Source organism: Myxococcus stipitatus DSM 14675 (assembly GCF_000331735.1).
GTDB lineage: Bacteria > Myxococcota > Myxococcia > Myxococcales > Myxococcaceae > Myxococcus > Myxococcus stipitatus.
The window spans coordinates 3,593,932-3,616,275 of the sequence record NC_020126.1 but is presented as its reverse complement, the minus strand read 5'-3'; the positions used below and the strand labels follow the sequence as shown (position 1 = coordinate 3,616,275).

27 protein-coding genes are annotated in these 22,344 nt (G+C 68.5%); 1 reads left to right on the top strand and 26 read right to left on the bottom strand.

Annotation, left to right across the window (positions count from 1 at the left end; all coding sequences use genetic code 11):
• Entirely contained in the window at window positions 1-1,071 is a 1,071-nt protein-coding gene (locus tag MYSTI_RS14070; RefSeq protein WP_015348427.1) for an FHA domain-containing protein, read from the top strand.
• A gap of 158 nt (window positions 1,072-1,229) precedes the next feature.
• On the opposite strand, the gene sctV is transcribed toward MYSTI_RS14070, so the two are convergent.
• The 26 genes from sctV to MYSTI_RS13940 form a co-directional block, all read right to left on the bottom strand.
• Window positions 1,230-3,353, bottom strand: coding sequence for a type III secretion system export apparatus subunit SctV (sctV, locus tag MYSTI_RS14065; protein WP_015348426.1), 2,124 nt, complete (start codon window positions 3,351-3,353; stop codon window positions 1,230-1,232).
• A gap of 94 nt (window positions 3,354-3,447) precedes the next feature.
• Window positions 3,448-3,927 (bottom strand): tetratricopeptide repeat protein, encoded by a 480-nt coding sequence (locus MYSTI_RS14060; protein WP_015348425.1) that lies wholly within the window; start codon window positions 3,925-3,927, stop codon window positions 3,448-3,450.
• Window positions 3,928-4,018: 91 nt separating this feature from the next.
• Window positions 4,019-4,477 (bottom strand): hypothetical protein, encoded by a 459-nt coding sequence (locus MYSTI_RS14055; RefSeq protein ID WP_015348424.1) that lies wholly within the window; start codon window positions 4,475-4,477, stop codon window positions 4,019-4,021.
• A 160-nt stretch (window positions 4,478-4,637) separates the two neighbouring features.
• A complete protein-coding gene (locus tag MYSTI_RS14050) occupies window positions 4,638-4,853 on the bottom strand; it encodes a hypothetical protein (protein ID WP_015348423.1) in 216 nt (71 codons plus the stop codon).
• Between the two features lie 188 nt (window positions 4,854-5,041).
• Entirely contained in the window at window positions 5,042-5,611 is a 570-nt protein-coding gene (locus tag MYSTI_RS14045) for a hypothetical protein (protein WP_015348422.1), read from the bottom strand.
• Between the two features lie 120 nt (window positions 5,612-5,731).
• Window positions 5,732-6,196, bottom strand: coding sequence for a SycD/LcrH family type III secretion system chaperone (locus MYSTI_RS14040; protein ID WP_015348421.1), 465 nt, complete (start codon window positions 6,194-6,196; stop codon window positions 5,732-5,734).
• Window positions 6,197-6,200: 4 nt separating this feature from the next.
• On the bottom strand, window positions 6,201-6,680 hold the full coding sequence (locus tag MYSTI_RS14035; protein ID WP_015348420.1) for a hypothetical protein: 480 nt from the start codon (window positions 6,678-6,680) through the stop codon (window positions 6,201-6,203).
• A gap of 53 nt (window positions 6,681-6,733) precedes the next feature.
• Window positions 6,734-7,015, bottom strand: a complete 282-nt coding sequence (locus MYSTI_RS14030) for an EscU/YscU/HrcU family type III secretion system export apparatus switch protein (protein WP_015348419.1) — start codon at window positions 7,013-7,015, stop codon at window positions 6,734-6,736.
• Between the two features lie 46 nt (window positions 7,016-7,061).
• On the bottom strand, window positions 7,062-8,141 hold the full coding sequence (sctU, locus tag MYSTI_RS14025; protein WP_015348418.1) for a type III secretion system export apparatus subunit SctU: 1,080 nt from the start codon (window positions 8,139-8,141) through the stop codon (window positions 7,062-7,064).
• 24 nt (window positions 8,142-8,165) lie between these two features.
• The gene (locus MYSTI_RS14020) at window positions 8,166-8,984 is read right to left on the bottom strand and encodes a flagellar biosynthetic protein FliR (protein ID WP_015348417.1); all 819 of its coding nucleotides are present in this window, start codon (window positions 8,982-8,984) and stop codon (window positions 8,166-8,168) included.
• Entirely contained in the window at window positions 8,981-9,244 is a 264-nt protein-coding gene (gene fliQ, locus MYSTI_RS14015) for a flagellar biosynthesis protein FliQ (protein ID WP_015348416.1), read from the bottom strand. Before fliQ ends, MYSTI_RS14020 begins: the two co-directional genes overlap by 4 nt.
• Window positions 9,245-9,257: 13 nt before the next feature.
• Window positions 9,258-10,082 (bottom strand): type III secretion system export apparatus subunit SctR, encoded by an 825-nt coding sequence (sctR, locus tag MYSTI_RS14010; protein ID WP_015348415.1) that lies wholly within the window; start codon window positions 10,080-10,082, stop codon window positions 9,258-9,260.
• Window positions 10,083-10,095: 13 nt separating this feature from the next.
• Window positions 10,096-10,782 (bottom strand): FliO/MopB family protein, encoded by a 687-nt coding sequence (locus MYSTI_RS14005; protein WP_015348414.1) that lies wholly within the window; start codon window positions 10,780-10,782, stop codon window positions 10,096-10,098.
• 85 nt (window positions 10,783-10,867) lie between these two features.
• Window positions 10,868-12,301, bottom strand: coding sequence for a type III secretion system cytoplasmic ring protein SctQ (sctQ, locus tag MYSTI_RS14000; protein WP_015348413.1), 1,434 nt, complete (start codon window positions 12,299-12,301; stop codon window positions 10,868-10,870).
• Entirely contained in the window at window positions 12,298-13,191 is an 894-nt protein-coding gene (locus tag MYSTI_RS13995; protein ID WP_015348412.1) for a flagellar hook-length control protein FliK, read from the bottom strand. Before MYSTI_RS13995 ends, sctQ begins: the two co-directional genes overlap by 4 nt.
• 33 nt (window positions 13,192-13,224) lie before the next feature.
• Window positions 13,225-13,713: a FliJ family protein gene (locus tag MYSTI_RS13990; protein ID WP_015348411.1), complete on the bottom strand. Its 489-nt coding sequence runs from the start codon at window positions 13,711-13,713 to the stop codon at window positions 13,225-13,227.
• 74 nt (window positions 13,714-13,787) lie between these two features.
• Window positions 13,788-15,101, bottom strand: a complete 1,314-nt coding sequence (sctN, locus tag MYSTI_RS13985) for a type III secretion system ATPase SctN (protein ID WP_015348410.1) — start codon at window positions 15,099-15,101, stop codon at window positions 13,788-13,790.
• Between the two features lie 25 nt (window positions 15,102-15,126).
• On the bottom strand, window positions 15,127-15,801 hold the full coding sequence (locus MYSTI_RS13980; RefSeq protein ID WP_015348409.1) for a FliH/SctL family protein: 675 nt from the start codon (window positions 15,799-15,801) through the stop codon (window positions 15,127-15,129).
• Window positions 15,802-15,825: 24 nt separating this feature from the next.
• Complete coding sequence (locus tag MYSTI_RS13975) at window positions 15,826-18,045, bottom strand: hypothetical protein (RefSeq protein WP_015348408.1); 2,220 nt, start codon at window positions 18,043-18,045, stop codon at window positions 15,826-15,828.
• A 71-nt stretch (window positions 18,046-18,116) separates the two neighbouring features.
• Entirely contained in the window at window positions 18,117-18,926 is an 810-nt protein-coding gene (locus MYSTI_RS13970) for a type III secretion system protein (protein ID WP_015348407.1), read from the bottom strand.
• A gap of 102 nt (window positions 18,927-19,028) precedes the next feature.
• Complete coding sequence (locus tag MYSTI_RS13965; protein ID WP_015348406.1) at window positions 19,029-19,490, bottom strand: EscF/YscF/HrpA family type III secretion system needle major subunit; 462 nt, start codon at window positions 19,488-19,490, stop codon at window positions 19,029-19,031.
• Entirely contained in the window at window positions 19,462-20,298 is an 837-nt protein-coding gene (locus tag MYSTI_RS13960; RefSeq protein ID WP_015348405.1) for a sigma-70 family RNA polymerase sigma factor, read from the bottom strand. Before MYSTI_RS13960 ends, MYSTI_RS13965 begins: the two co-directional genes overlap by 29 nt.
• Before the next feature lie 7 nt (window positions 20,299-20,305).
• Complete coding sequence (locus tag MYSTI_RS13955) at window positions 20,306-20,701, bottom strand: hypothetical protein (RefSeq protein ID WP_015348404.1); 396 nt, start codon at window positions 20,699-20,701, stop codon at window positions 20,306-20,308.
• A 22-nt stretch (window positions 20,702-20,723) separates the two neighbouring features.
• Complete coding sequence (locus tag MYSTI_RS13950) at window positions 20,724-21,158, bottom strand: tetratricopeptide repeat protein (protein WP_015348403.1); 435 nt, start codon at window positions 21,156-21,158, stop codon at window positions 20,724-20,726.
• Between the two features lie 90 nt (window positions 21,159-21,248).
• On the bottom strand, window positions 21,249-21,818 hold the full coding sequence (locus tag MYSTI_RS13945; RefSeq protein ID WP_015348402.1) for a hypothetical protein: 570 nt from the start codon (window positions 21,816-21,818) through the stop codon (window positions 21,249-21,251).
• Window positions 21,819-21,950: 132 nt separating this feature from the next.
• Window positions 21,951-22,226: a hypothetical protein gene (locus MYSTI_RS13940; protein ID WP_015348401.1), complete on the bottom strand. Its 276-nt coding sequence runs from the start codon at window positions 22,224-22,226 to the stop codon at window positions 21,951-21,953.
• Window positions 22,227-22,344 lie beyond the last annotated feature (118 nt).

Below are 22,344 nucleotides of genomic sequence, written 5' to 3'. Positions count from 1 at the left end.
ATGAGCGTCCGCCTCACCGTCACACAGCGCAGCGAGGCCGGTGCCCAGGGCACCGAGATCGTCCTCGACGATGCGGTCATCACCCTGGGCCGGGACAAGACCTGTCAGGTCGTGTTGGCCCAGCAGGCCGTGTCGCGCAACCACGCGCGCATCTGCCAGGAAGGCCACAACTTCTTCCTCGAGGACCTGGGGAGCGCCTATGGCACCCAGCTCAACGGGAAGGCCCTTCCCAAGGGTGAGAAGCGCGCCCTGCGCAACGGTGACGTCATCGCCATTGCGCAGTACGACGTGCGGTTCGACCGGGTGCTGGAGCTCAACGGCGACGGCACCTCGGAGAAGACGTCCTTCATTGCCCGCGGCAACCTGAAGGACGTCATGCGCGGGCTGTCCGGCACGGAGGAGCGCTACCTCCGCATCATGAACGGCCCTCGCGAGGGCGAGCGCATCGAGATTGGGGACGCGCAGGAAATCGTCATCGGCCGCGACGAGAAGGAAGCCGACCTCGTCATCAAGGACGACCTCACCTCCCGCAAGCACGCCAAGATTCGCCGCGACTGGTCCGGAACCCACGTGGAGGACCTGGGCAGCCGCAACGGCATCAAGGTCAACAAGAAGCGGGTGAACCGCAAGGCGCTCAAGGACAACGACGAGGTGGAGGTGGGCGGCACCCGCTTCCTCTACGTCGACCCCGCGGAGCCGGCCGAGGAGCCCGTCCAGCTCGCCCCTGAAATCAAGAAGAGCCCTCCGCCTTCACCTCCGCGCCCTGCCCCGGTCCGCAAGGAAGCCAAGCCCGAGCCGGAGCCGGAACCCGAGCCGGAGCCCGCTCCTCCCGAGCCAGAGCCCGCTCCCGCGGAGACCTCTTCCGAGTCCTCCGCCTCCGAGGAGCCCGACTCGTCCTCCTCCGAGGAGCCGGTGCAGCCCTCCGCGGAGACCTCCCTCCCGGACGAATCCGCGCCGAGCGGGGCCATGGCCATGCTCAAGGACAAGCAGAAGCTTGTCCCGCTCGTCGTCATGGGCGTGGTCGGATTGGTGTTCCTGGTGCTGCTCATCGCCGTGGTCGCTGGCGCCTGAGCCCCTGAGTCCCCTCTCAGCGAGAACCCACCCCGAGGCTCTCGCGAGCCCTCGCCGGAAGCGTGTGCCCTGAAACACGACGTCCCGCGGCGACTCCCCTTCGGAGCCACGCGCGGGACGAGGAGCCCCTCGGGAGGGGCTCAACCCCTGCCCTGTTGCTACCGGGTGGAGATACGCGCCACCGGCTGGATGTTCAGCTCGGGCGACAGCTCCTGGTAGCTGAGCACGGAGAACGAGGGGTTGAACTCGTACTCCAGCAGCTTGCGCACGTAGCGCCGGATATCCATGGCGGTGAGGATGACGGGGCGCTGCGCGCTGGGCGGCAGGTGGCCACACTCGGTGCGGACGGCCTGGACGATTTCCTGGGCCAGCTCCGGCTCCAGCGCCAGGTGCGCTCCCGCCGAGGTGCGCTTGATGGAGCCTCGGATGGCCTCCTCGATGTTCGGGTCCAGCAGGTACACGACGAGCGTGCCGCTGCCCCGCGCGTACTTGTGGGAGATGTACCGGCGCTGCGAGGCACGCACATGCTCGGTGAGCATCACGTTGTCGGCCTCCACCTGACCGTACTCGGCCAGGGCCTGGAGGATGCCGCGCAGGTCTCGGATGGAGATCTCCTCCTCCACGAGCCGCTGGAGGATGTCCGTGAGCTTCAGGACGTTGACCACCTTGGGGATGACTTCCTTGACGATGGCGGGGAAGGCCTTCTCCAGCTGCTCCAGCATCGTCTGCGTCTCCTGGACGCCGACGAACTCACGCGCGTTGCGCCGCAGCACCGCGGCCACGTGCAGGATGATGTAGCCCGGGACATCCCACGTCGTGAGGCCCGCGGCCTCCAGCGTCTCACGGTGCTGCTCGGGCACCCACGCGGCGGGCTGACGCGTCGCGGGGTTGATGGCCTCGAAGCCCTGGATGTTCATCAACCGCAGGCGCTCCACCGTGTCGTTGACGAGCACGTGGCCCAGCGTGGCCTGGCCGGTGACGACGGGGACCTCGTTGATTTGAATCTGGTACGAGCCCGGCGGCAGGGACGCGTTGCCGCGCGCGCGCACACCCGGGAAGCGCACACCCAGCTCGACGAAGAGGCCGTCGCGCATGAAGGGGATGAGCTCGAAGAGGAACTTCCCGTTGTCCTGGCGCGAGTCCACGTAGGGCACCAGCGCGTCGGAGACCTCCAGGACGATGGGCGTGACGACGGGGATGAAGAGCTCGGAGTCCGGATTGATGGGCTCCTTGGGCGCCGGCTCCGACGACAGGGGCGTGCCCAGGTCCGTGATCATGGAGGGGCCCGCCTCTTCCACCAGCTGCTCGTCCTTCTTCTTCTTGAGCATGCTCCACGCGCCGAAGCCGGCGCCCGCGCCCAGGAGGAAGAAGGGAATCTTCGGCAGACCCGGCACCAGGCCGAGGACGATGAGCATGCCCGCCGCGATGGCGATGGCCTTCGGGTAGGCGGTGAGCTGGGTGCCGACGTCCTTGCCCAGGTGCGCCCCCTCCTCCTCGCCCGCGACGCGCGTCACGATGATACCGGCGCAGGTGGAGACGAGGATGGCGGGGATCATGCCGACCAGACCGTCACCGATGGTGAGCAGCGTGTACTTCTGCGCCGCGTCTCCCGCGGACATGCCCTTCTGCGTCACGCCGATGATGAGGCCACCGACGATGTTCACGACGGTGATGATGATGCTGGCGATGGCGTCGCCCTTCACGAACTTCATGGCGCCGTCCATGGCGCCGAAGAGCTGGCTCTCACGCTCCAGGTCGCGGCGGCGCCTCTTGCCCTGGTCCTGATCAATGGTGCCGGCGCGGAGATCCGCGTCGATGGACATCTGCTTGCCGGGCATCGCGTCCAGGGTGAAGCGCGCGGCCACTTCCGCGACACGCTCCGAGCCCTTGGAGATGACGATGAAGTTCACGATGACCAGGATGATGAACAGGATGGCGCCGACGACGAAGTTGCCCTGCACCACGAAGTTGCCGAACGCGATGACGACCTCACCCGGGTCACCCGTCAGCAGGATGAGTCGCGTGGTGGAGATGGTCAGCGACAACCGGAACATCGTGGTGATGAGCAGCACTGTCGGGAACGTCGACAGGTGCAGCGCCGCTGGCACGTAGAGCGACACCAGGAGCAACACCACCGAGATGCTGATGTTCAGCGTCAGCAGCACGTCCAGCAGCAGTGTGGGCAGCGGGACGATCATCATCCCGACGATGGCCACCACCACGATCGCCAGGACGATGTCGGAGTACTTGGAGAGGAAGCTGTTCGGATTGGAGGCGGACATCAGCGGGGACCCATCCTAGTCCGCGCCCGGCTCCGGACCCAAGAGGGGCCTCACAAGCCGGGTCGGTCTGCCCGTCACGGGAGACGGGCGAGCACTAACGCTTGAGGGAGCCGGAGTCGTGCTCGGAAGCCCCCTGGGCCTCCTCCACGCTCTCCAGGGCCGCGGCGGCGAGCATCCTCGCCCGCGCGCTCAACGGGTCCTTCCCCTCGGGGTCCAGGGACACCGCGTGGTTGAAGTCCCGTGCGGCCTCCATCACCTTGCCCTGGCGCAGGTGGACCTCTCCCCGGTTGACGAACGGCGTCAGGTCCGAGGGGTCCAGCTCGATGGCCCGATTGAAGTGGGCCTCCGCCTGGTCCAGGTTCTCGAGCGCCAGATGGCACGCACCGAGCGCCGTCTGGAAGTACGCCTCGGACGCATCCATGGAGGCCAGTTGCTCGAAGATGGCCAGCGACTCCTGGAAGCGGCCGTCTTGAAACAGGTCGAAGCCTTGCGTGGCCCGTTCCAACAGCTCCGGACCAGACAGCGGCTTCCCATCATTGTCGGAGACCGGCGCCTTGGCTTGGGTCGTCGTCATGTGGACTCATTCCCCGGGCAGTAACGGAGGCGGCCCGGACTCTAGCCCGCCTCCATCAAGGCCACCAGTCAGCAACGTCCTGACTTCCGCACTACTTCTCGAAGTTGTCCCGGATCTCTTGCAGCCGCTTCTGCATGTTGGCGATGGCCATGTCGACGCCCTTCTGGCCCACCACCGCGCTGAACATCTGGGACTTGACGCGGCCCGCGACGTGCGCGTCGATGTCCTTCAGCGACGCGTTGGGGTTCTGCTGCAGGAAGGTGGCGACATCCCCTTCCAGCTTCTTCGCGAGACCCTCGTTCGTCGACTTGGAGAAGAACCCGAGGAACCCCTGGTTCTCGAGCAGCTTGTCCTTCACCAGCGCCGTTGCGTAGGCCTTGCGGTCCTCCGCCGTCAGCTTGTTCTCCGGCTTGTTCTTCACGCCGTCCATGATGGACTTCTGCGCCGCGCGCTGCGCCGCGACATCCGCGGTGGGCTGCGTGGAGGTGTTGGCCGGCGCGGACGTCGTCTGCGGCGTGGAACGGGGGCCGCCTTTGAGCGGAGCAACCATGGGTCTCTCCCAGAATACGAGTTGAAGAAATTCTCGCCGTGCGGCGTGGAAAAGTTTCCGACAGATGGCACGGGCTGTACAGCGAGCCCCGGAAATGAACCGGCCCCGCAGCAGCTCCAGGAGCTGATGCGAGGCCAGGGTGCTGCGGAGAAGCGGGCGATTAGCGGATGTTGCCCGTGATCTTGGACTGCATCTCGTCCAGCTTCTTCATCAGCGTGGAGACCAGGTCGGTCAGGCGGGCCTCACGCTGCATCTGCTCCTGCGCGCGGAGGAACGGCTGCTGATCCGGGGGAGCCGCGTTGATCATCGCGTTGGACGAAGCGGAACCCTGCGTGATGCTGTTGGCGGCGGCGTTGAAGTTCGCAGAGATGCTCATGGTCGTTCTCCTGTGATTTATTCGTTTGTGCTGCGAGGCGAAGTGCAGCGGCGGCTACAAAAAGATTATCGGGGATGGGGGTTCGAAGTTTCCTGGGTAATTTCCGGGATCATTTCCGGCCGATTCCCGAACCCCCTACCTCCCCCGGAAACAGCCCTAACCCTTCAGCTTTCCGAGGCTGGGGTTCTTCATCCACGCCTTGAAGGACTCGAGCTGCTGGGCTTCCTTCTTGGGGTCGGCGGACGTCGGCGGGGCCTCATCGGGGCCCAGCGACAGCGAGCGCTTGGAGGAGCTGCTCTCGAAGCCATCCTTGGCGCCGCCCGGCCCTGCGGGGCGCGCGGGAGCCGCGGGGGCGGGGGAGGAGCGGCCGGAGCCACAGCGCCAGGAGGGGTGAACGCCAGCTTCGCGTGCGCCTCCGGGTTCATCTCCTTCACCGCGTTCTGGATGGTCATCCCGTACGTGTTCAGACGCTCGGACAGGTAGGTCACCACCAGGCCCAGCATGGGAGGCACGGGGAAGATGGGGTCGGCCATGAAGCGCTGGAGGGCGCTCGACACGTCACCGTAGAGCCGCTCGTCGAACGGAGTCCCCGGCACGGTGGACGACACCAGCATCTTCATGGTGCGGACAACCTGGAGGTAGGTGCCCTGGGCCGTCTTGGACTGGGCCTCCAGCTCAACCAGCAGCTTCTCTCGCTTGGCCACGAGCTCCGCGGGCTCCGGAGGCATCGGCCCGACTTTCGGCTTCTGCGTGCTCATCGAATGACTCTCCACCTCTCCACTAAGAGGGTTGGGGTGAACGGGGGGCAAGCCTAACAGACTGTTCCGGACTCACCTATCCAGGTTTGGTGGCGAGCCCCGAGGCGGAATGTGGCGTACTCAACGGCGAGAAAGCGCCGTGAGCATCGCTCCCGCCTTGCGAATCACCGGATCATCCGCGGGCGTCATCGCCGCGGCGCGTCGCAGGTCGTCCATGGCCTGGGTCTTCTGCCCCAGGGCCAGACGGACCTCGGCGCGCCCGACGTAGACGGACGGGTCCTGCGGCGACAGCTTGGCGGCGACGTCGAAGGCGGCCAGGGCCCCCTGGCCGTTGCCAGCGGCCATCTCCACGACGCCCAGCGCCTTGGCGAAGTAGCCGTCGGTGGGGCTCACGGCATACAGGCCCTGGAAGAGCGTGCGGGCCTCGTTGATGCGGCCCTGGTAGAAGAAGAAATAGGCCGTCTTGGCGATGGCGTAGAGCTCATCGTTCGAATAGCCCCGCACGTCGCGCAGGGTGGCCTTCCCATCCGCCCAGCGCTGGAGCCGGGCCTGCAGCTGGGCCTCGTCCTGAGGGTCCTCCGGCATGGCGCTAGTAACCCTCGTCCTTCTGCTCGGCCCACATGCGCCGGATGATCTCCTTGGTCTCCTCGTTCACCTGGTCCACCAGGTTGAGCATGGAGGCCTCGCGCTGGAGCAGCGCCTTGAGGCGCTCCAGGCGGTCCGGCGACGCGTTGATGCGAGTCAGCCCGCGGTCCATCAACATGCGGGTCTCATCGCTCCCCCGCCCCGCCACGCTCGCCAGGTGGGGCCTGTCGCTGAAGCCCTCCAGGTCCGCGTCATGGCCGCCCGGGTGAGGGGGCAGCGGCAGGCGCAGCTCCTCCGACGAGTGCGCCGGACCGATGAAGTCCAGGAGCGCCGAGGAGGCGAGGGCCGGGTTCTTGGGGTTGCCCGTCTTGCGCAGCTTCTTGCGGTCGACCTGGGACGGGTCGACCAGACGCTCACGGACACTGCGGGGTCCCCCCCAGGGCCACAGGGATGGATTGGGGGGCTGATTATTGATTCTGGCCATCGTGAACTCCGAAGTTCACCCCAGGAAGGCAGGGGCCGTCCAGCCCCCCTCGCCTACCGGCCGCCGGCGGCCGCGTGCTCGCGCTGGAGCTCGTAGATGAAGTTGAGGACCTCCGCCACCGCGTCGTAGAGCTCCTCGGGCACTTCCTGCCCCACCTCCACCCGGTACAGCGCATTGGCCAGGGGCACGTTGCGCATGATGGGGATGTTGTGCTCCTTGGCGATGGCGCGAATCTTCTCCGCCTTGAGCCGCAGGCCCTTGGCCACCACCCGCGGGGCGCTGTCCTTCTCCTTGTCGTACTTCAGCGCGATGGCGATTTCGGCGTCGTCACTCATGAGGGGCTCCGCGCAGTCGAGGGGATTCTAGCCACACCGGGCCCCGTCACGCGCGGGCCGCGGGCGCCTGGCCGCCGTTCTTCAGCTCGTAGACGAAGTTGAGGACCTCGGCCACCGCGTCATAGAGCTCCTCGGGCACCTCGTGTCCCACCTCCACCCGGAGGAGCGCGTGGGCCAGGGGCACGTTGCGCAGCGTGGGGACGTCCTGCTCGCGGGCGATGCCCTTGATGCGCTCGGCCTTGTGGTCGACTCCCTTGGCCAGCACCCGGGGCGCGCCGTCCTTCTCCCGGTCGTACTTGAGCGCGACGGCCACGTGGTCCGGGTTGGTGACGATGACGTCCGCGTCCCGCACCGACTCCATCTGGGCGCCCTCCATGATTTCGTGGTGGAGCTCCTTGCGCTTGGCCTTGTGGTGCGGGTCGCCCTCGCTCTCCTTGTACTCCTTCTTCACCTCGTCCTTGGTCATCATCATGTCCTTCATGAAGGACTTGCGCTGCCACCAGACGTCGAAGATGCCGAAGAGGACGAAGAGCAACGCGACGCGGGTGGCCACGCGGGTCACCAGCTCCCCCATGACGACCATGATGGCGCGGGTGTCCTGGCGGATGGTCTCCACCACCAAGGGCATCGCGTCGCGCACCACGCCGTAGACGACGTAGGCCGTGACGGAGATCTTGATGAGGTTCTTGAGCATCTCCACCAGCGACTTCTTGCTGAACATGTTCTTCAACCCGGCCAGCGGGTTGAGCTTGTCCAGCTTGGGCATGAGCGGGTCCATGGTGAAGAGGGAGCCCACCTGCAGGAACTCCATCAACCCGCCCACCACCGCGCTCCCCGCGACCACCGGCAACGTCACGAGCAGCAGCGCCCGCAGCCCCAGGTAGAGCAGCTGGCCGGTGGCGTCCGACAGGTCGTCGCCCCGCGCCATGTGGTCGAAGCTGAAGTGGAAGAGCTTGACCATCTCCTCTTCCACCGTGTCCCACGAAGCCTTCAGCGCGCCCAGGCCCACCACCAGCACGGCCACGCCGCTCAGGTCCTTGCTCTTCCAGACCTGACCCTTCTTGCGAGAGTCGTCGAGCTTCTTCTGCGACGGTTCTTCTGTTTTGTCTCCACTCTCGTCCGACATGGGCGCGCGTTCCGGAAAAGAGACTCAGGCCAGCAGCCGCAGCGCGTCCCTGAGCGTCCGCAGCATGATGGCCAGCTCGTCCTGCATGCGGCCCAGGAGCGCGCCCAGCACCAGGAAGGTGATGAGCACGCCGACGAGCGGCTTGATGGACATGGAGATGAAGAACACCTGGATTTGCGGCGCCACGCGGTTGATGGCGCCCAGCGCCACGTCCGTCAGGAAGGTGGCCAGCACGGCGGGAGCCGCCAGCGCCAGGCTGATGCGGAGCATGTCCGCGAAGACGCGAATCAGGACGTCGAAGTAGGTCCACGCGCCCTGGCTGAAGCGCGGGAAGCCATCCAGCGGCACCGTGGTGAGGCTGTCCGCGAGCGCCTGGATGACCAGGTGGTGGCCGTCCAGGGTGAGGAACAGCACCACGGCCATCTGCACCTTGAGGTTGGAGAACAGCGACACCTGCTGGCCGAGCTGCGGCACGTAGAGCTGGGCGTTGTTGCTGCCCGCCATCGTGTCCGCGAGGGTGCCCGCGACACGGGCCGCCTCGAACACCCCGTTGACGATGAACGCCATGGAGAAGCCGATGAAGACCTCCTTGGCCATCAGCGCGATGTACGGCAGCGCGCTCAGCGGGATGGTGGTGACGCTGCCGGCGATGGAGGGATAGAGCACCATGGCCAGCGTCAGCCCGATGCCCATCTTCATCTCCGTGGGCACCACCTCACCGCCCAGGAACGGGCTGAAGATGAGCACCGGCATCACCCGGCACATGAGCAGGGCAACCGTGAAGATGGCGGCGGAGAAGTTGGTCCGAGCAGCCAGCTCGGACACGAGGTCCGCGGCGTTCATTTGATGAGCGCGGGGAACCGGTCGAAGACGTGGAAGGTGAAGCGCATCAGCTGGCTTCCAATCCACGGCCCCGTCATGGCCAGCACGCCGAAGACGATGATGACCTTGGGCGCGAAGGTGAGCGTCTGCTCCTGAATCTGCGTGGTGGCCTGGAACAGCGAGATGATGAAGCCCACCAGGAGGCTCATCAGCACCGGCGGGGCCGACACCACGAGCACCAGGAACAGCGCCTCCTGCGTGATGAACGTGAGCTGGTTCATGGGTGCCTTCTTCCTACAGGTAGCCGACGACCAGGCCCTTGGCGATGAGGTACCAGCCATCCACCAGGACGAAGAGGAGGAGCTTGAAGGGCATGGAGATGGTGGTGGGCGACAGCATGTGCATGCCCAGCGCCAGGAGGATGTTGGCCACCACCATGTCGATGACGATGAATGGGACGAAGAGGAGGAAGCCGATCTGGAAGGCCTCCTTCAATTCGGAGACGACGAAGGCCGGGACGATGACCATGAAGTCCTGGCTCTGCACCGAGTCGCGGTCCTCGCCCGTCCGCATCTTCTTGGCCAGGTTGTAGAAGAGCGAGCGGTCCTTCACCGTCACCTTCTTCATCAGCCACGCGCGCAGGGGCTCTTTCGACTTGCTGGCGCCCTCGAGCAGCGACCCCACCGTGGACGAGGAGAAGACCCCCGGCCCCTTCGCCCAGACGTCGATCTCCGCCGCCCGGTACATGGCCGTGCCCACGGGGGCCATGATGTAGACGGTGAGGATGACGGCCAGCCCCGTAATCACCTGGGTGGGCGGAATCTGCTGGGTGCCCAGCGCCGAGCGGACGATGGAGAGCACCACCGAAATCTTCACGAAGCTCGTCACCATCATCAGCGCGAAGGGCACCAGGCCCATGGCCGCCAGCGCCAGGATGAGGATGAGCGGCCGCGAGGTGAACGAATCGCTGCTCACCGCTTCATTGGCCACGGCATCCGGGACCATCGCGGAGCGCTTCTTGTCCGCGAGCGCGATGAAGGGGTGCAGCGACGCGGCGGCCGCGAACAGCCAAGGCGAGACGCGTGGAAGGCGGGAGCGGGCGGGAGCTTGGGCGTTCACGGGACAGGGGCCATCAGGCGCCGGGGGGCTGGGACGACGAGCCCCCGGAGCGGCGGGAAAGAAGCTTCTGGAGAAAAGGGCTGAGGGGTACCACGTTCGTCTGAGGGCGCTGCGCGCGAATGCGCTCCACCGCCTCCGTGTCCAGCTTCGACAGCAACTGCAGGCCCGACTCGCCGCCGCCCACCAGCAGGTACTCGTCCGCGGCCTTCACCACGAACAGTTGCCGCTTCGGGTCCAGCGGCAGCCGCTCCACCACCGACACCACCATCTGCCGCCCCGGTGAGGCCCCTTGAAGCCCCATCAGCCGGCGCAATCCCACGTTCAACGTCAGGTAGATGGAGGCCACCACCGCCCCCAGCACCAGCAACGTCCGCAACAGCATCCACCCCATGCTCTCCGGCTCTTCCGTCGCCGCTGGAGTCCCCGCCAGCGGGTCCTCCCATGGGGGCTCGTCGCTCGGAGGCTTCGTGGCGGGCGCTCCCGCCTGGCCGCCTGTGGGGGCCTGGGCGGACGTGGGAGCCTGAACGGCCGCGGGGGGGGGTGTCGCGTCGCTCGGGGGCGCCACGACGGGGGCGGGCGCAGGCGCGGGCGCGGCGCCCGGTGTGGGCACGGCGGGAGCCTGGGCCAGCACGGTGAGCGGTGAGAGCACCAGCGTGGCGCCCAGGGACAGGCGCATGAGGGGGTGACGAAGGACTGCCATGGCGGGTGCGAGGCTAGTGCAAAGGACGATGGACCGCCACGGGCCCCCGTCCGGAGGCCCGCTGTCGCCCGCTTGCTTCGGGGCCTCAGCCCGCCAGGTTCGTGACGCGCACGCCCAGCTGGCCTTCCATCTCCACCAGCTCACCCCGGGCCACCACCTTGCCGTTGACGGAGAGCTCCACCGGCTCGCCGGGCCCTCGGCCCAGCTCGATGACCTGACCGGCCCGCATGCCCACCACCTGCTCGGCGGTGACGGGGATGCGCGCGAGCTCCACGGCGATCTGCAGCGGCAAGTCGCCCAGCAGGTCGCTTCCATCCGGCTTGTTCACGTCGTCCAAGGGCGCCCCTTCGAGCTCCGGAGGAACGTCCAGCTCCGGATTGGTGAAGTCCTCTTCCTCATCCCGTCCCCCACCCTCCTCGGTGGCCGAGCGCGGGTTCCCCGACTCCCCGGGGATGATGTCGACGATGCGGGCCTTGTAGTGCCCGTCCTCGTCGACGAATACCTCGGCCTCGGCGCGTCCGGCGCGTCCGGTGCCCACGCGAAGCTGCGCCGTGCCCGGCTCTCCCCGGTCCGGCCGCGCCGACAGCACGTCCACGAGGACGACGTCCTTGACGCGCAGGCTCGCCAGGTCATGGGTGGTCAGCTCCGCGGTGCCAATCTCCGCCCGCAGCCAGCTCCGCACCGCGGACAGCCGGCTCGCGTGCGCCGCCATGTCCGCCTTCTTGAGCACGTTGCGCTGGGCGCTCGCCACCGCCGGCTCCGCCGCCGCCAGCACCGCCGAGGGCACCACCAGCCGGACCATGCCGACATGGGGCCCCAGGTTGGCGTTCAGGTGCACCGTCAGCATGGGGGCCTCGTCGCCCAGGCGCGCGGACACCTCGTCCACCCCCCGCGCGACGCCGTCCAGCCTGGGCCGAGGCACCCCCGCCTGAAGCGCGGGCACCAGCACCCTCAGCGACTCCAGGATGACGTACCCCATCACCCCTTCTTCGATGTCCGTCAGCGGCCGCAGGCCCACCGTCTCGCCCGCGCCGCCCAGGAGCAGGTCCACGGCCGTGTGGGCCAGGGCCAGCTCCACTTCCAGCACCGCCCGCCCCTGGAGCGCCCCCGGCGCCAGCACCGCGAGGAACGTCGGGTCCCCGAGGAAGCGGCGCAGCTCCTCCATGGGCCGCACCTGCACGGACTCCAGCGACAGGCGCACCTCGGCGTCGAAGAGCCCCTTCAGTCGGGCGGAAATCTGGGAGAGCGTCCCCGAGGAGGGCGTCAGCCAGCGCATCCGGTGCGCCAGCTGCCCCTGGGCCTTGGACACCTTCTCCAGGCCCTTGAAGGTGAACGGCGCCCAGCTCCGCGCCACCTGGTCGAGGGTGTCCGGGTCCTCCGCGGCAGGCTCCGGGGCCGCGACGGGCTCCTCGGGGGGCTGCTCGACAGGAGCAGGCCGCAGCGGCTTGAGCTGGCGGAGGTCCACCAGCATCGTCCGCTCATGCATGCCGGGACCTTCGTCGTCCGGCTCCACGCTCATGTCTTGGCCTCGAAGCGGACCGTCTCCAGCTTCAGGCCACGGCCCCCCAGCGCGGTGCGCAGCCCTTCACTCTGCTCCTCGAGCATCTTCAGCACGTCGCGGTTGGTGCCGCTGAAGGTGGCCGAGATCTTCCCGTTCCTCGCGCTGACCTTGATGGACAGGCCGCTGAGCACGTCGCCGCGCAGGTCGATCTGGAACTCGGCCAGGCCCGCGGCGTTGGTGCCCACGCGCACGCGCTCCACAATCTTCTGGGCAATCTCGCTGGCCATGGCGCGCAGCCGCTCGGAGCCCGCCGTGTCCTTGGGCTTGGCCACCGGCACCGGCGCCATCAGCGCGGGGTTGAAGCGGAAGCCCGGCGCCATCTCCGCGCCGCCACCGCCCTCCTTCTTCTCCTTGCCGCCGCCGCCACTGCCCTTGCCACCGCTCGCGTCGTTCTCGGCGCGGAGGACCGCGCCCTTCTCGGCGTTGACCTGACCCAGCGCGGTCTCCGCCTTGCCCAGGTCCTTGTCCCGCGTCTCGGAGGTGCGCTTCTCCTCCTTGGAGTCTGCGGCGCGCGAGCCGGAGCGGCCCTCCGCCGCGCCCGTGTCGGCCCGGCGCTGCATCTGGGCCAGGCCCCCGGGGTTGCCTTCCGCGCGCGGCTGCTGGGCCTGCTCGCCGAAAGCCTTCCCCTGTTGGGTGGCCTTGGCCAGCACCTGACGGGCGAAGGCGCCGGGCGTCTGGGGCGCGGGAGCCGGAGCTGTCGCCTGGGGCTGGGCCTGAGGCTGCATCAGCTTCTGGAAGGCGGACGCACCCTCCTGGCGCTTCTTCGCCTGGCCCTCGGCGATCTTCTTCTCCTGCATGATGCGCTCGGCCAGGCGCGCTGCTTCACGGTCGTCGTCGACTCGGCTCATGACATCGTTCCCGAGGGAAAGGGTGGCGGCAGGTTACTTGCGCTGGCGAGCCAGGAACAAGGCGTTGCCAATCTCCTCCTGGTTGAGCTCCTCACGCTGCTGGCGCTCGTGCTTCACCTGCTTCTGCCAGGTCTCCTTGTGCTTCTCGATGGCCTTGAGCTCCTTGGCCGCCTCGGCCATCTCCCGCCGCCGCTGCTCCACCACCCGCTCGGCCACCTTCACCGCTTCGCGCTGACGCTCCACCTCCAGCGCCACCTGCGCCTCTTCGTCCTTCAGGCGCTCCTCGAAGCGGCCCATCATGTTCATGCCGTTGATGCCAGCGCCCTTGGCCATGACCTCCTTGAGGTAGGCGGCCACCTTCTCCTTGCGCTCGCGCTTGCGTCGCTCCAGCTCGTCCATCAGCCGCTGGAGCTCCGCCTTCTCCCGCTCCAGGGCCTTGATGGCGTCGGAGAAGGCTTGCTCGGCCTCCTCCTTGGCCCGGGTACGCATGTCCAGCAGGGTCTGCAACCGGTACGGGGGCATGGTTCACCCATCCTACCCCGGATTCGGCGAGGTGTACCCCCGTCCCGTGGCCGGATATCACCTCCGGGGCGGGCTCACTCCTCGAACAGCGCCACCAGCTGCTCCACCGTCTCCTCGAAGCCGGAGTTGGAGTGGGTGTCCTGCTTGAGGAAGTCGATGATGGCGTCGTACTTGTCGATGGCGTAGTCCGTGCGGGGGTCCGTCCCGTATTGGTAGGCGCCCAGCAGGATGAGGTCGCGCTGCTTCTCGTAGGTGGCGAGCGTCTCGCGCAGCTTTCCCGCCGCCTTCTTGTGCTCCTTGCTGACGATGCCGCTCATCACACGGCTGAGGCTGGCGAGCACGTCCATCGCGGGCCACTGGTTCCGCTCACCCAGGGCGCGGTTGAGGATGAAGTGACCGTCGAGAATACCGCGGACTTCGTCGGCGATGGGCTCTTCCATGTCACCGCCGGCCACGAGGCACGTGTAGATGGCGGTACACTTGCCCTTCGCCGAGTTGCCCGTGCGCTCCAGGATGCGCGGCAGCATGGAGAACACGCTCGGCGGATAGCCCTGACGGGCCGGGGGCTCGCCCACCGCGAGGCCAATCTCACGCTGGGCACGCGCCAGACGCGTGACGGTGTCGAGCATGAAGAGGACGTTGCCGCCGCGCTCGCGGAAGTACTCGGCGATGGCGGTGGCGACGTAGGCGGCGCGCAGACGCACGAGGCTGGGCTGGTCGGAGGTCGCGCACACCAGCACGGAGCGCTTCATGCCCTCCTCGCCCATGGCGTCTTCGATGAACTCGCGCACTTCGCGACCACGCTCGCCGATGAGGGCCACGACGCACAGGTCGGCTTGAGTGTTCCGCGCTATCTGCCCCATCAGCGTGGACTTGCCGACGCCGGAGCCGGCGAAGAGGCCGACACGCTGGCCCTCGCCGACGGTGAGCAGTCCGTCGATGCAGCGCACGCCCAGGGGCAGCGGACGCTCGATGCGCTGGCGCGTGAACGGATCCGGGCAGTCGCGGTCCACGGACCAGTCGATGAGACCCTCGTCGGGCAGCGCGCTGCCGTCCATCGGCTCGCCGATGCCGTTGAGCACGCGGCCCAGGAGCGCCTCGCCGCACTTGATGCTCAGGGGCTTGCCGGTGGGGATGACCTCGCTGTCCGGGCCGATGCCGTACAGCTCACCCAGGGGCATGAGCATCACCTCGTCGCCCTGGAACCCCACCACCTCCGCCTTCACGGAGCCACGGGAGCGGCTCTTGATGAGCACCAGCTCACCGACGCGGACGTTGGGGACGCTCGCCTTGATGATGAGGCCCGTCAGCTCGGTGACGCGGCCTCGCACGCGGACCGTCTGGGCGTCCTTGATGAGGTCGAAGTAATGCGAGAGGTCGATGGCCATGGACGTGCTCCCTTCCCGCCGCGGATCAGGCCGGGCCTTCCTTCGGGCCGTTCTGGTCCGGCAACAACACGCTCTGGAGCATCTCGAGCTGCGTCGGCAGCTGCGCATCCACCGTGCCGAACTCCGTCTGGACGATGCAGCCCACCGGGGCGACCTCCGGATCCTCCTTGATGGCGACGTCCACCGCGCGGCCGATCAACTCCATCAGCACGGGCTTCTTGGCCCTCAACACGGCCGCCGTCTTGGGGTGGACCCTCAGAATCATGGAGCGGGCGCTGCGCAGGTTGTCGATGGCCGCCGCGCACAGCTCCAACATCAGGTCCGGGTCCTTCTCCAGGCTCCGACCGATGATCTTCTCGCCGACGCGCAGCCCCAGCGCGATGACATCCTTCTCGTACGAGCCGAGGATCTCCCCGGCCTGCAGCTTCGCGCGGAGGATGATCTCCGTGGCCTGGGCCAGGCCTTCCTGCCGCCCCTGCTCGCGCGTCTTCGCCAGCAGCTCCTCCCGCTCGCGCTGAGCCTCCACGAGGATGCGCTCCTTCTCGCGCTGGGCGTCCTCGAGGATGGCCTGGGCCCCCTGCCGCGCCTCGAAGACCTCCGCGTTCATCACCCCCGCGCGCGGGGGCCGCAGCACCGGCCGCTCCGTCACGAGGGACGAGTCGGCCGTCCCATCTCCCTTGATCACCTTGCCGATCGCCATGCGCCGCTCCTTGCGCGCCGGATGCTAGCGCGTTCCGCCCCGCGGTCCACGCCCTCCGGGACCGGAAGACGCGGGCCGGTCCGAATCACTCGGAGAGCGAGGGCGGCGCTGCACGGACGTCCCCTCCTCCCGCCCTCCCGCCGGCGGCTGTGTCCCGGGGGAAGTCGGTGAGCGGCCCGCCAAGACCCTGGGCGGCCGCTCCTGCTGACGCGGGCCCTCCAGGGCTGGGTCGACACGGACGGAGCTGATGCTGACCGAGGAGCGCGAGCGGAACACGCGAGACCCCTCCTCCGGCTCCGCCTGGGCCGCGTTCTGCTCCGGCCGAAGCCGGACACGCGACGAGCGGGAGAGATCCTCCGGCGCCCGCTGCACTCGGGAACCCTCGGGCTGGCGCTGGACGCGAGACCCTTCCGGGGGACGCTGCACTCGAGAGCCCTCGGGCGCCGCGCCCACGCGTGAGCCATCCGCCGAGCGCTGGACGCGGGAACCCTCGGGCGCTGCCCCCACCCGAGACCCGTCCGCCGAGCGCTGGACCCGAGAGCCATCCGGCGCCGCGCCCACGCGAGACCCATCCGCGGAGCGCTGCACACGCGAACCGTCCGGGGCGGCCCCGATTCGAGAGCCGTCGCGTGCCGGAGGCGTCGCGGGCTCGCCCTCCCCCGAGGGTGCCGAGGGACGAGGACGTGCCCCGCCCAGGCGCGAGGGGGGAGGTCCAATCCGAGCGCCCTGCGGATCCGCGCTCCCCGGACGGCTGGCCCGGGGCTCGGGTGCCTCGCCTTCCCTCCGTGCTCCGCCCGCGCCGGGCTCGCGACGAGCTCCCGCCGAGGTGCCACGTGGCGCCCCGGGAGCCGGCGAGGCCGCCGTGGCATCACGACGAGCAGGCATCCGATGCATCGCGGATCCATCCGCGGCGCCATCCTTGGGACGATCCACGCGCGCGGGCTCGCGGCTGGACATGGCGCCCGCGCTCCTCGCGGCACGCTCCGCCATGAAGTCACGACGTGCCGCGGGCTCCGCGGCTCGAGGCTGCCGGCTGGCGGCGCCCGCGCGTCCTGGCCCCCGGGGAGCCGCTGGGACACCCGGGCGAGCCGCCCCGGCCGGAGCGCGAGCGGGCGCGCCCGAGGCCTCTCGAGGGGCCGCGGGGGATTCACGCTGGGCCGCGGGAGCCTCGCGCGGGGCCACGGGGGGCTCACGCGGGGCCGCGCTATTGGAAGCTTGTTGCGCGGCCGCGGCGGCCTTGCGCGCGCCCGGAGGCGGAGGAAGCACCGCGGACTGACGCGGAGGGGGCGGAGACGCCAGACGCACGGGGCGCTCGATGAGCCCCCGCGAGGCCAGCCGCTCCAGGTCCATGACGATGTCGGTACGGCCGCCGTCCCCGCGCGCCGTCGGGCGGATGCGCTCCTCGCGCACCCACTTCGCGATCAGCCCGCCGAACTCACCCCGGTACTTCTCCAGCATGCGCGCGGCGAACTCCGGAGACTGGGCCACACACGCACGCGCCAGTCGCTGCACTCCCGCGCTCCGGATGGAGCCCGCGGGATTCTTCAGCCCGTCATGCAGCTCCAACTGCGCCCGCGCGTCCTCCTCGGGCAGCTTGCGCGGCGCGTTCGCCGCCACGGACTTGGTCGCGAGCAGCTTCAGGTCCGGGGGCAGGGGCTCGAACAGCGCCTCCCGCTCCGCGTCGGGCAGACCCGCCAGGGCCGGACCGAGGACCCGTGCGCCCAGCCGATCGCACACGGTGAGCAGCTCCCGCTGCTGCAGCATGAGCACGTCAGCGAACTTGAAGCCGGCCGACTGCGACGCGCCCGACTCACGGGCCAGCGTCTCCTCCAGCTTCCACCGGACGATGTCGAGGACCTGGGGCCGCACCTCGCGGGTCAGCTTCACGCGAGTGGGGGGCAGGTGCGCTCGCACCGCCTCCGCCAGGGCCGCGGGGAGCGCGCGGAGGACAATCTCCATCAGCGCCCCACGCTCACGCTGCAGCAGCGTGGCCAGACGCTCCGGCTCCGCGCCCCACAGCTGCCCTCGGCGGTCCTTCACCAGCCGCTTGATTTCCTGCACCAGCGCGGGGATGCGCTTGTCGCGCGGAATCTGCAGGAGCTCCTGCGCGCGATGGCGCAGCAGGTCCCCCTCCTCCGCGGGAAGGTGCTCCATCGCCCCCAAGCTCTCCTGGCCGCCGAAGGTGACGGCGGTCAGGAGCAACATGCTCTGGCGCTTGCTGAGCGAGGTGAAGAACGAGTCCAAACGTCACCTCGCGGGCCCCACGGACGCCCGCTGGGAGAAAGAAGACGCCCCACCGGGAGGGGCGAAAGACGTCAGGCCTCGGGGGGGCGAACGCGGGGACGCCCCGTCTTGGGCGCGGGAGCGCCGCCCCCTCGCGTCATCGACCACACGGTCAGGCCGATCATCAGCGCCATGAGCAGGCCGACGCCGCCCATCATCACCTTGAACTGGCTGGCGCTCGACGCGGTCATCCGCAGCCCCAGCACGTCCTGCTGGCGGTTCTCGTCCGTCTTCTCCGCCTTGGGTCCCTGCGCGGCCGTCATCAACACCCGCACCGCCTCCGGCCGGAGCTCCGGCACCGCGGCGGCGACGAACTCCTTCACGCGAGCCTCGTCGATGGGCGCCTTGCCACCCTCGCCCACGCGGTACTTGATGAACACGGACGCGGACGGCATCGGCTTGTTCTCCGGCTGCGTCAGGTCGTTGTTCTCCGGCACGCTGACGATGGCGCGGGCCTCCAGCACCCCGTCAATCTGGTTGAGCGCGTTGGAGACCTCCCCCGCCATGGCCTTCAGGAGCATCGCGCGCTCCTCCGTGGCGGTGGGGACCATGCTTCCCTTGGCGAAGTGGGACAGGCCCTTCTCCACCGGTCGGGGAAGCGAGTTGAGCTTGAGCAGCTCCGCGGCCTCGGCGGCGTCGGTCTTGGGCACGGTGATCATGAACCGCACCTCGTTGCCGCCCTCCTCCTTCTCCTTCTTCGCGTTGATGCCGTTCTTGCTGAGCAGGACGTAGATTTCGTTCGCGTCCGCCTCGCTCAACTCGTGCTGGAGCTCGATGTGACAACCCGTCACGAGCACGAGGGCGAGAAGCGGGGCGGCGAACGCTTGCGGTCGGCGAATCATGGGCGGGGGGAGCTTACTAGGGCCTCGGAAAACGCGGAAGGGCGCCCCCTCCAACCAGGAGAGGTCGCCCTTCGTCAAGCGCCACCGAGGACGTGGAGTGAATCAGACCTGCGTCTTGACGACGTCCTTGAGACCCGTGGTGGCCTTCTCCACCACCTTGCTCGTCAGGTCCAACTGCTGCGTGTACTGATACATGGACGCCTGGAGCGACAACAGCTCGGCGTTGGAGAACTGCTTGCCGCTGGAGGCCTGGGAGATGATCTTCTCCAGGTTGCCCTGGCCCTTCTCCAGGTCGCCAATCACCTGCGACATCATGTCGGAGGTCTTGCCCGTCTTCCCCGTCTCCGTCTTGGCGGCAACGGGCTCCGCGGCCTTCGCGGACACAGGCTGGGTGGCGGCCGCGTTCACCTTGTTGAGGGCGGCCTTCTCCGTCTTGTTGACGGTCTCCACCTGGCGCACGGCGTCCGTCTTCTGGGTCGCCTGGGCCTTGTTCACACCCTGGGTCGCGTCGACCTGACCGGCGCCCTGCGCCTTGTCAGCGAGAACTCCGTCGAACTTCGACACGCCCTGCTTGTTCGTCTGCTGGACGCTCTGATCCTGCAGCTTTTGCTGAGCCACCTGCGCCGCGGAGACGCCCGCCATCGGACCCGCCATGTGACAGCCTCCTTGCATCCGTCGAGGTGGGAGGAAGTTCCTCCTCCTCGTTCAAGAGTTCCTTGAGCCGGTCGATGGCTCGCGCATGAAGCCGCGAGGCCCAACTCTTCGACTGCCCGATTTCCGCCCCGGCATCTTCCAGCGTCTTGCCCTGGAAGTAATACCCCTGGAGGAGCTTTCGCTCCTTCTCGGGGAGCTTCTCGATCGCCGCCCGCACCCGCGTCTTCAGCTGCTCCATCTCCAGCCGGACATCGGCTGGGAGGGACTCATCCATGTACCCGGAGCTGTCCGCCCCCTCCAGACTGGAGGCGAACACCATCGCCAACCCCTGCACCGCATCCGAGATGTCACTGACATCATCGTCGAATGAGCTGCCGCGGTTGCTTGAACCCGACTCGCGGTCCGACAAATTGCCCAGATACGCCGCCGCCCGCTCTCCCACGAACGCGTTTCGCGCGTCCGAACCCCGCAACACCCCCATCTTCCTCAGGCCGTCGAAGATGGCGCCCTTGATGCGGTAGTGCGCGAAGGTCAGGAAGTTGGCACCGACCTTGGGGTCGAACCGCTCCGCCGCTTCCAGGAGCCCTATCTGTCCGTATGCCAGCAGCTCGTCCAGCTCGAGCTGGGCGTTGAACTGCTTGCGCACGGTCGCCGCGAGGGACCGAACGTAGGGGCCGTACTTGGTGAGAATGGCCTTTCTGTCTTCGCCCAGTGGCAAGCGCTGCTCACTCGGCCTTGGACCACAGCCGCTCGAGTACCTGGTTCAGCCTCGGGTCATCCTGCAAGGCGTCCGCGATCTTCGTGGTGAGGGAGGAAGACTTCATGCGCAGCTTCTCCTTCAGGACTTCGGCGACCAACGCCCGGGTCGCCTCTTCCTTGCTCTTGAAGCCCCCGTTCTTCAGCCCGCGGGCAATGGCCTTCGCCTGTGCGGCGACCGGATCCGCGGCCTGGGGGCCCTGGACGTTGCTGGAGCCTACCAGACCCGAAACGCCCACGAGTGATTCCGACTTGTCCACCCGGGCGCCGAAGCCCGCGCCCCCGGTGGGGCCCGCGGACGACGCCCCCTTCGCGCCACCGGCGCGCCCCTTCCCGCCTCCTCGTCCAACGCCACCGACAGCCATGGGTGAACCTCTCCTCCTGCCCCTACTTCTTCGCGGGAGGCAGGACCCCCGCTTCCTTCGCCTGGATGAGCGCCTGCGCCAGACGGGCCCCATCACCTTCGGGCTCCAGGTCGATGGCCGCCTTGAGCTCCTTGAGCGCCTCCGGGACCTTGCCCAGGAACAGGAGCGCCTCGCCCACGTGGGCCCGAGGCAGCGAGGCCTGCGGCGCCAACCGCTGCGCGGAGCGGTACGCCTGCAGCGCCTTGTCGTGCCGGCCCTGCGCGAACTCCACGGCGCCCAGCCCCAGCTGCGGCACCTCGCTCTTGGGCATCAGCGCCGCGGCGCCGGAGAAGATCTCCTTCGCCTTGTCGAACTGCCCCATGTCCAGCCACAGGTAGCCGGCCTCCAGCAACACCATGGCCTGCTGGCGCCCGAGGGGAACCAGGCTGTTCGAGATCTCCGAGACGCTCTCCGCCATGGACTTCGCTCTTCCTTTCCTCGCCCGGCGTGGAGGGAAGCGGCGCCGCCTCCCTCCCCTCCGGGCTCGCGCCCGCGTGGCCCCGAGGGCTCAGCGGACGTTGCTGATGGAGTTCTTGATGCAATCGTGCCGCGACTTCATCACGTTGGAAATCGCCGTGAACGTCTGCGACTCCTGCTGGATGGCCGCCTGGAGGTTCAGCAGCTTCGAGTTCTCCGCCGCCATCTGGTTCAGCGAGAAATTGCCGTTGACGCTGTCAGCCGCGCTGCCGTTGGGGCTGACGGGGTTGCCGCCCATGCCGGCCACGTTGCCGCCCAGTCCACCCGTCACGCCGCCGATGCCCACGCCCGCGCCGCCCACGGAGGGCGCCATGCCGCCGCCGCCCACGCCCACCGCCGTGCTCATCACGCCCGCGTAGGGGCCGGCGCCCGAACCGCTGGAGTTGGACAGGGTGTGGACCGAGGAGACCGCCGCGGACACAATCTGCCCGCCGGGAATCATGCCCGCCACCGCGCCCACGCCCGTGCCCACGGCACCCGCGGCGCTGTTCAGGCCGTTCTGGAGACGCGCGCCGAAGCCCGTGTTCGGAGTCTGCCGCGCCGTCGTGACGTGGGTCGAAAGCCGGACGCTGGGGCCCATCATGTTGTCGATCTTCGCCATTACATCCTCCAGGCGCTGCGAGAAGTTGACAGAGACTCTGGATGATCCAGTGCTCTTTTCCCCATTATCGGTCCGACGCCCCGCCAGTTGCCTCCCGCTGGCGAAAATTCGCGACGTCCAGGGGAAACGCCGTCATTTCCGACCCTTGGCCCCCTTGGACTCGGCGATCAGCCGCTCACGGGTGTCCACCAGCACCTCCAGGAGTTGCTCGGCGTGGGCCACGGCGGCCTGGACCTTCTTGCCGACCTCCACCTTGGGGCCCTTGAGGCCCGCCAGGCCCTCCTTCACGGGGGAGAACAGGGCGCGGACGTCCTCGGCCGGGGTGTCCTCGAGGAGCGACTCGATTGCGGGGTACGAGGGCGCGGGAAGCTCCTGCGCGGGGGCGGACGGCTTGCTGGAGGGGGGCATCTCGGAGAGGGGCTCCTGTCGGGTCCGCGGCCGGAAGGCCGATGGACGCTTGCCTGTGTGACGGTAGGGGAAAAGGCCGCCCGCCATCAAGCCGCCTGCTGCCCGCCCTGGCCCCCGC

Coding starts and splice junctions, on each gene's coding strand:
- MYSTI_RS14070 (WP_015348427.1), top strand. CDS start 1: ATGAGCGTCCGCCTCACCGTCACACAGCGCAGCGAGGCCGGTGCCCAG.
- sctV (WP_015348426.1), bottom strand. CDS start 3,353: ATGTCCGCCTCCAATCCGAACAGCTTCCTCTCCAAGTACTCCGACATC.
- MYSTI_RS14060 (WP_015348425.1), bottom strand. CDS start 3,927: ATGACGACGACCCAAGCCAAGGCGCCGGTCTCCGACAATGATGGGAAG.
- MYSTI_RS14055 (WP_015348424.1), bottom strand. CDS start 4,477: ATGGTTGCTCCGCTCAAAGGCGGCCCCCGTTCCACGCCGCAGACGACG.
- MYSTI_RS14050 (WP_015348423.1), bottom strand. CDS start 4,853: ATGAGCATCTCTGCGAACTTCAACGCCGCCGCCAACAGCATCACGCAG.
- MYSTI_RS14045 (WP_015348422.1), bottom strand. CDS start 5,611: ATGAGCACGCAGAAGCCGAAAGTCGGGCCGATGCCTCCGGAGCCCGCG.
- MYSTI_RS14040 (WP_015348421.1), bottom strand. CDS start 6,196: ATGCCGGAGGACCCTCAGGACGAGGCCCAGCTGCAGGCCCGGCTCCAG.
- MYSTI_RS14035 (WP_015348420.1), bottom strand. CDS start 6,680: ATGGCCAGAATCAATAATCAGCCCCCCAATCCATCCCTGTGGCCCTGG.
- MYSTI_RS14030 (WP_015348419.1), bottom strand. CDS start 7,015: ATGAGTGACGACGCCGAAATCGCCATCGCGCTGAAGTACGACAAGGAG.
- sctU (WP_015348418.1), bottom strand. CDS start 8,141: ATGTCGGACGAGAGTGGAGACAAAACAGAAGAACCGTCGCAGAAGAAG.
- MYSTI_RS14020 (WP_015348417.1), bottom strand. CDS start 8,984: ATGAACGCCGCGGACCTCGTGTCCGAGCTGGCTGCTCGGACCAACTTC.
- fliQ (WP_015348416.1), bottom strand. CDS start 9,244: ATGAACCAGCTCACGTTCATCACGCAGGAGGCGCTGTTCCTGGTGCTC.
- MYSTI_RS14005 (WP_015348414.1), bottom strand. CDS start 10,782: ATGGCAGTCCTTCGTCACCCCCTCATGCGCCTGTCCCTGGGCGCCACG.
- sctQ (WP_015348413.1), bottom strand. CDS start 12,301: ATGAGCGTGGAGCCGGACGACGAAGGTCCCGGCATGCATGAGCGGACG.
- MYSTI_RS13995 (WP_015348412.1), bottom strand. CDS start 13,191: ATGAGCCGAGTCGACGACGACCGTGAAGCAGCGCGCCTGGCCGAGCGC.
- MYSTI_RS13990 (WP_015348411.1), bottom strand. CDS start 13,713: ATGCCCCCGTACCGGTTGCAGACCCTGCTGGACATGCGTACCCGGGCC.
- sctN (WP_015348410.1), bottom strand. CDS start 15,101: ATGGCCATCGACCTCTCGCATTACTTCGACCTCATCAAGGACGCCCAG.
- MYSTI_RS13980 (WP_015348409.1), bottom strand. CDS start 15,801: ATGGCGATCGGCAAGGTGATCAAGGGAGATGGGACGGCCGACTCGTCC.
- MYSTI_RS13970 (WP_015348407.1), bottom strand. CDS start 18,926: ATGATTCGCCGACCGCAAGCGTTCGCCGCCCCGCTTCTCGCCCTCGTG.
- MYSTI_RS13955 (WP_015348404.1), bottom strand. CDS start 20,701: ATGGCTGTCGGTGGCGTTGGACGAGGAGGCGGGAAGGGGCGCGCCGGT.
- MYSTI_RS13950 (WP_015348403.1), bottom strand. CDS start 21,158: ATGGCGGAGAGCGTCTCGGAGATCTCGAACAGCCTGGTTCCCCTCGGG.
- MYSTI_RS13945 (WP_015348402.1), bottom strand. CDS start 21,818: ATGGCGAAGATCGACAACATGATGGGCCCCAGCGTCCGGCTTTCGACC.
- MYSTI_RS13940 (WP_015348401.1), bottom strand. CDS start 22,226: ATGCCCCCCTCCAGCAAGCCGTCCGCCCCCGCGCAGGAGCTTCCCGCG.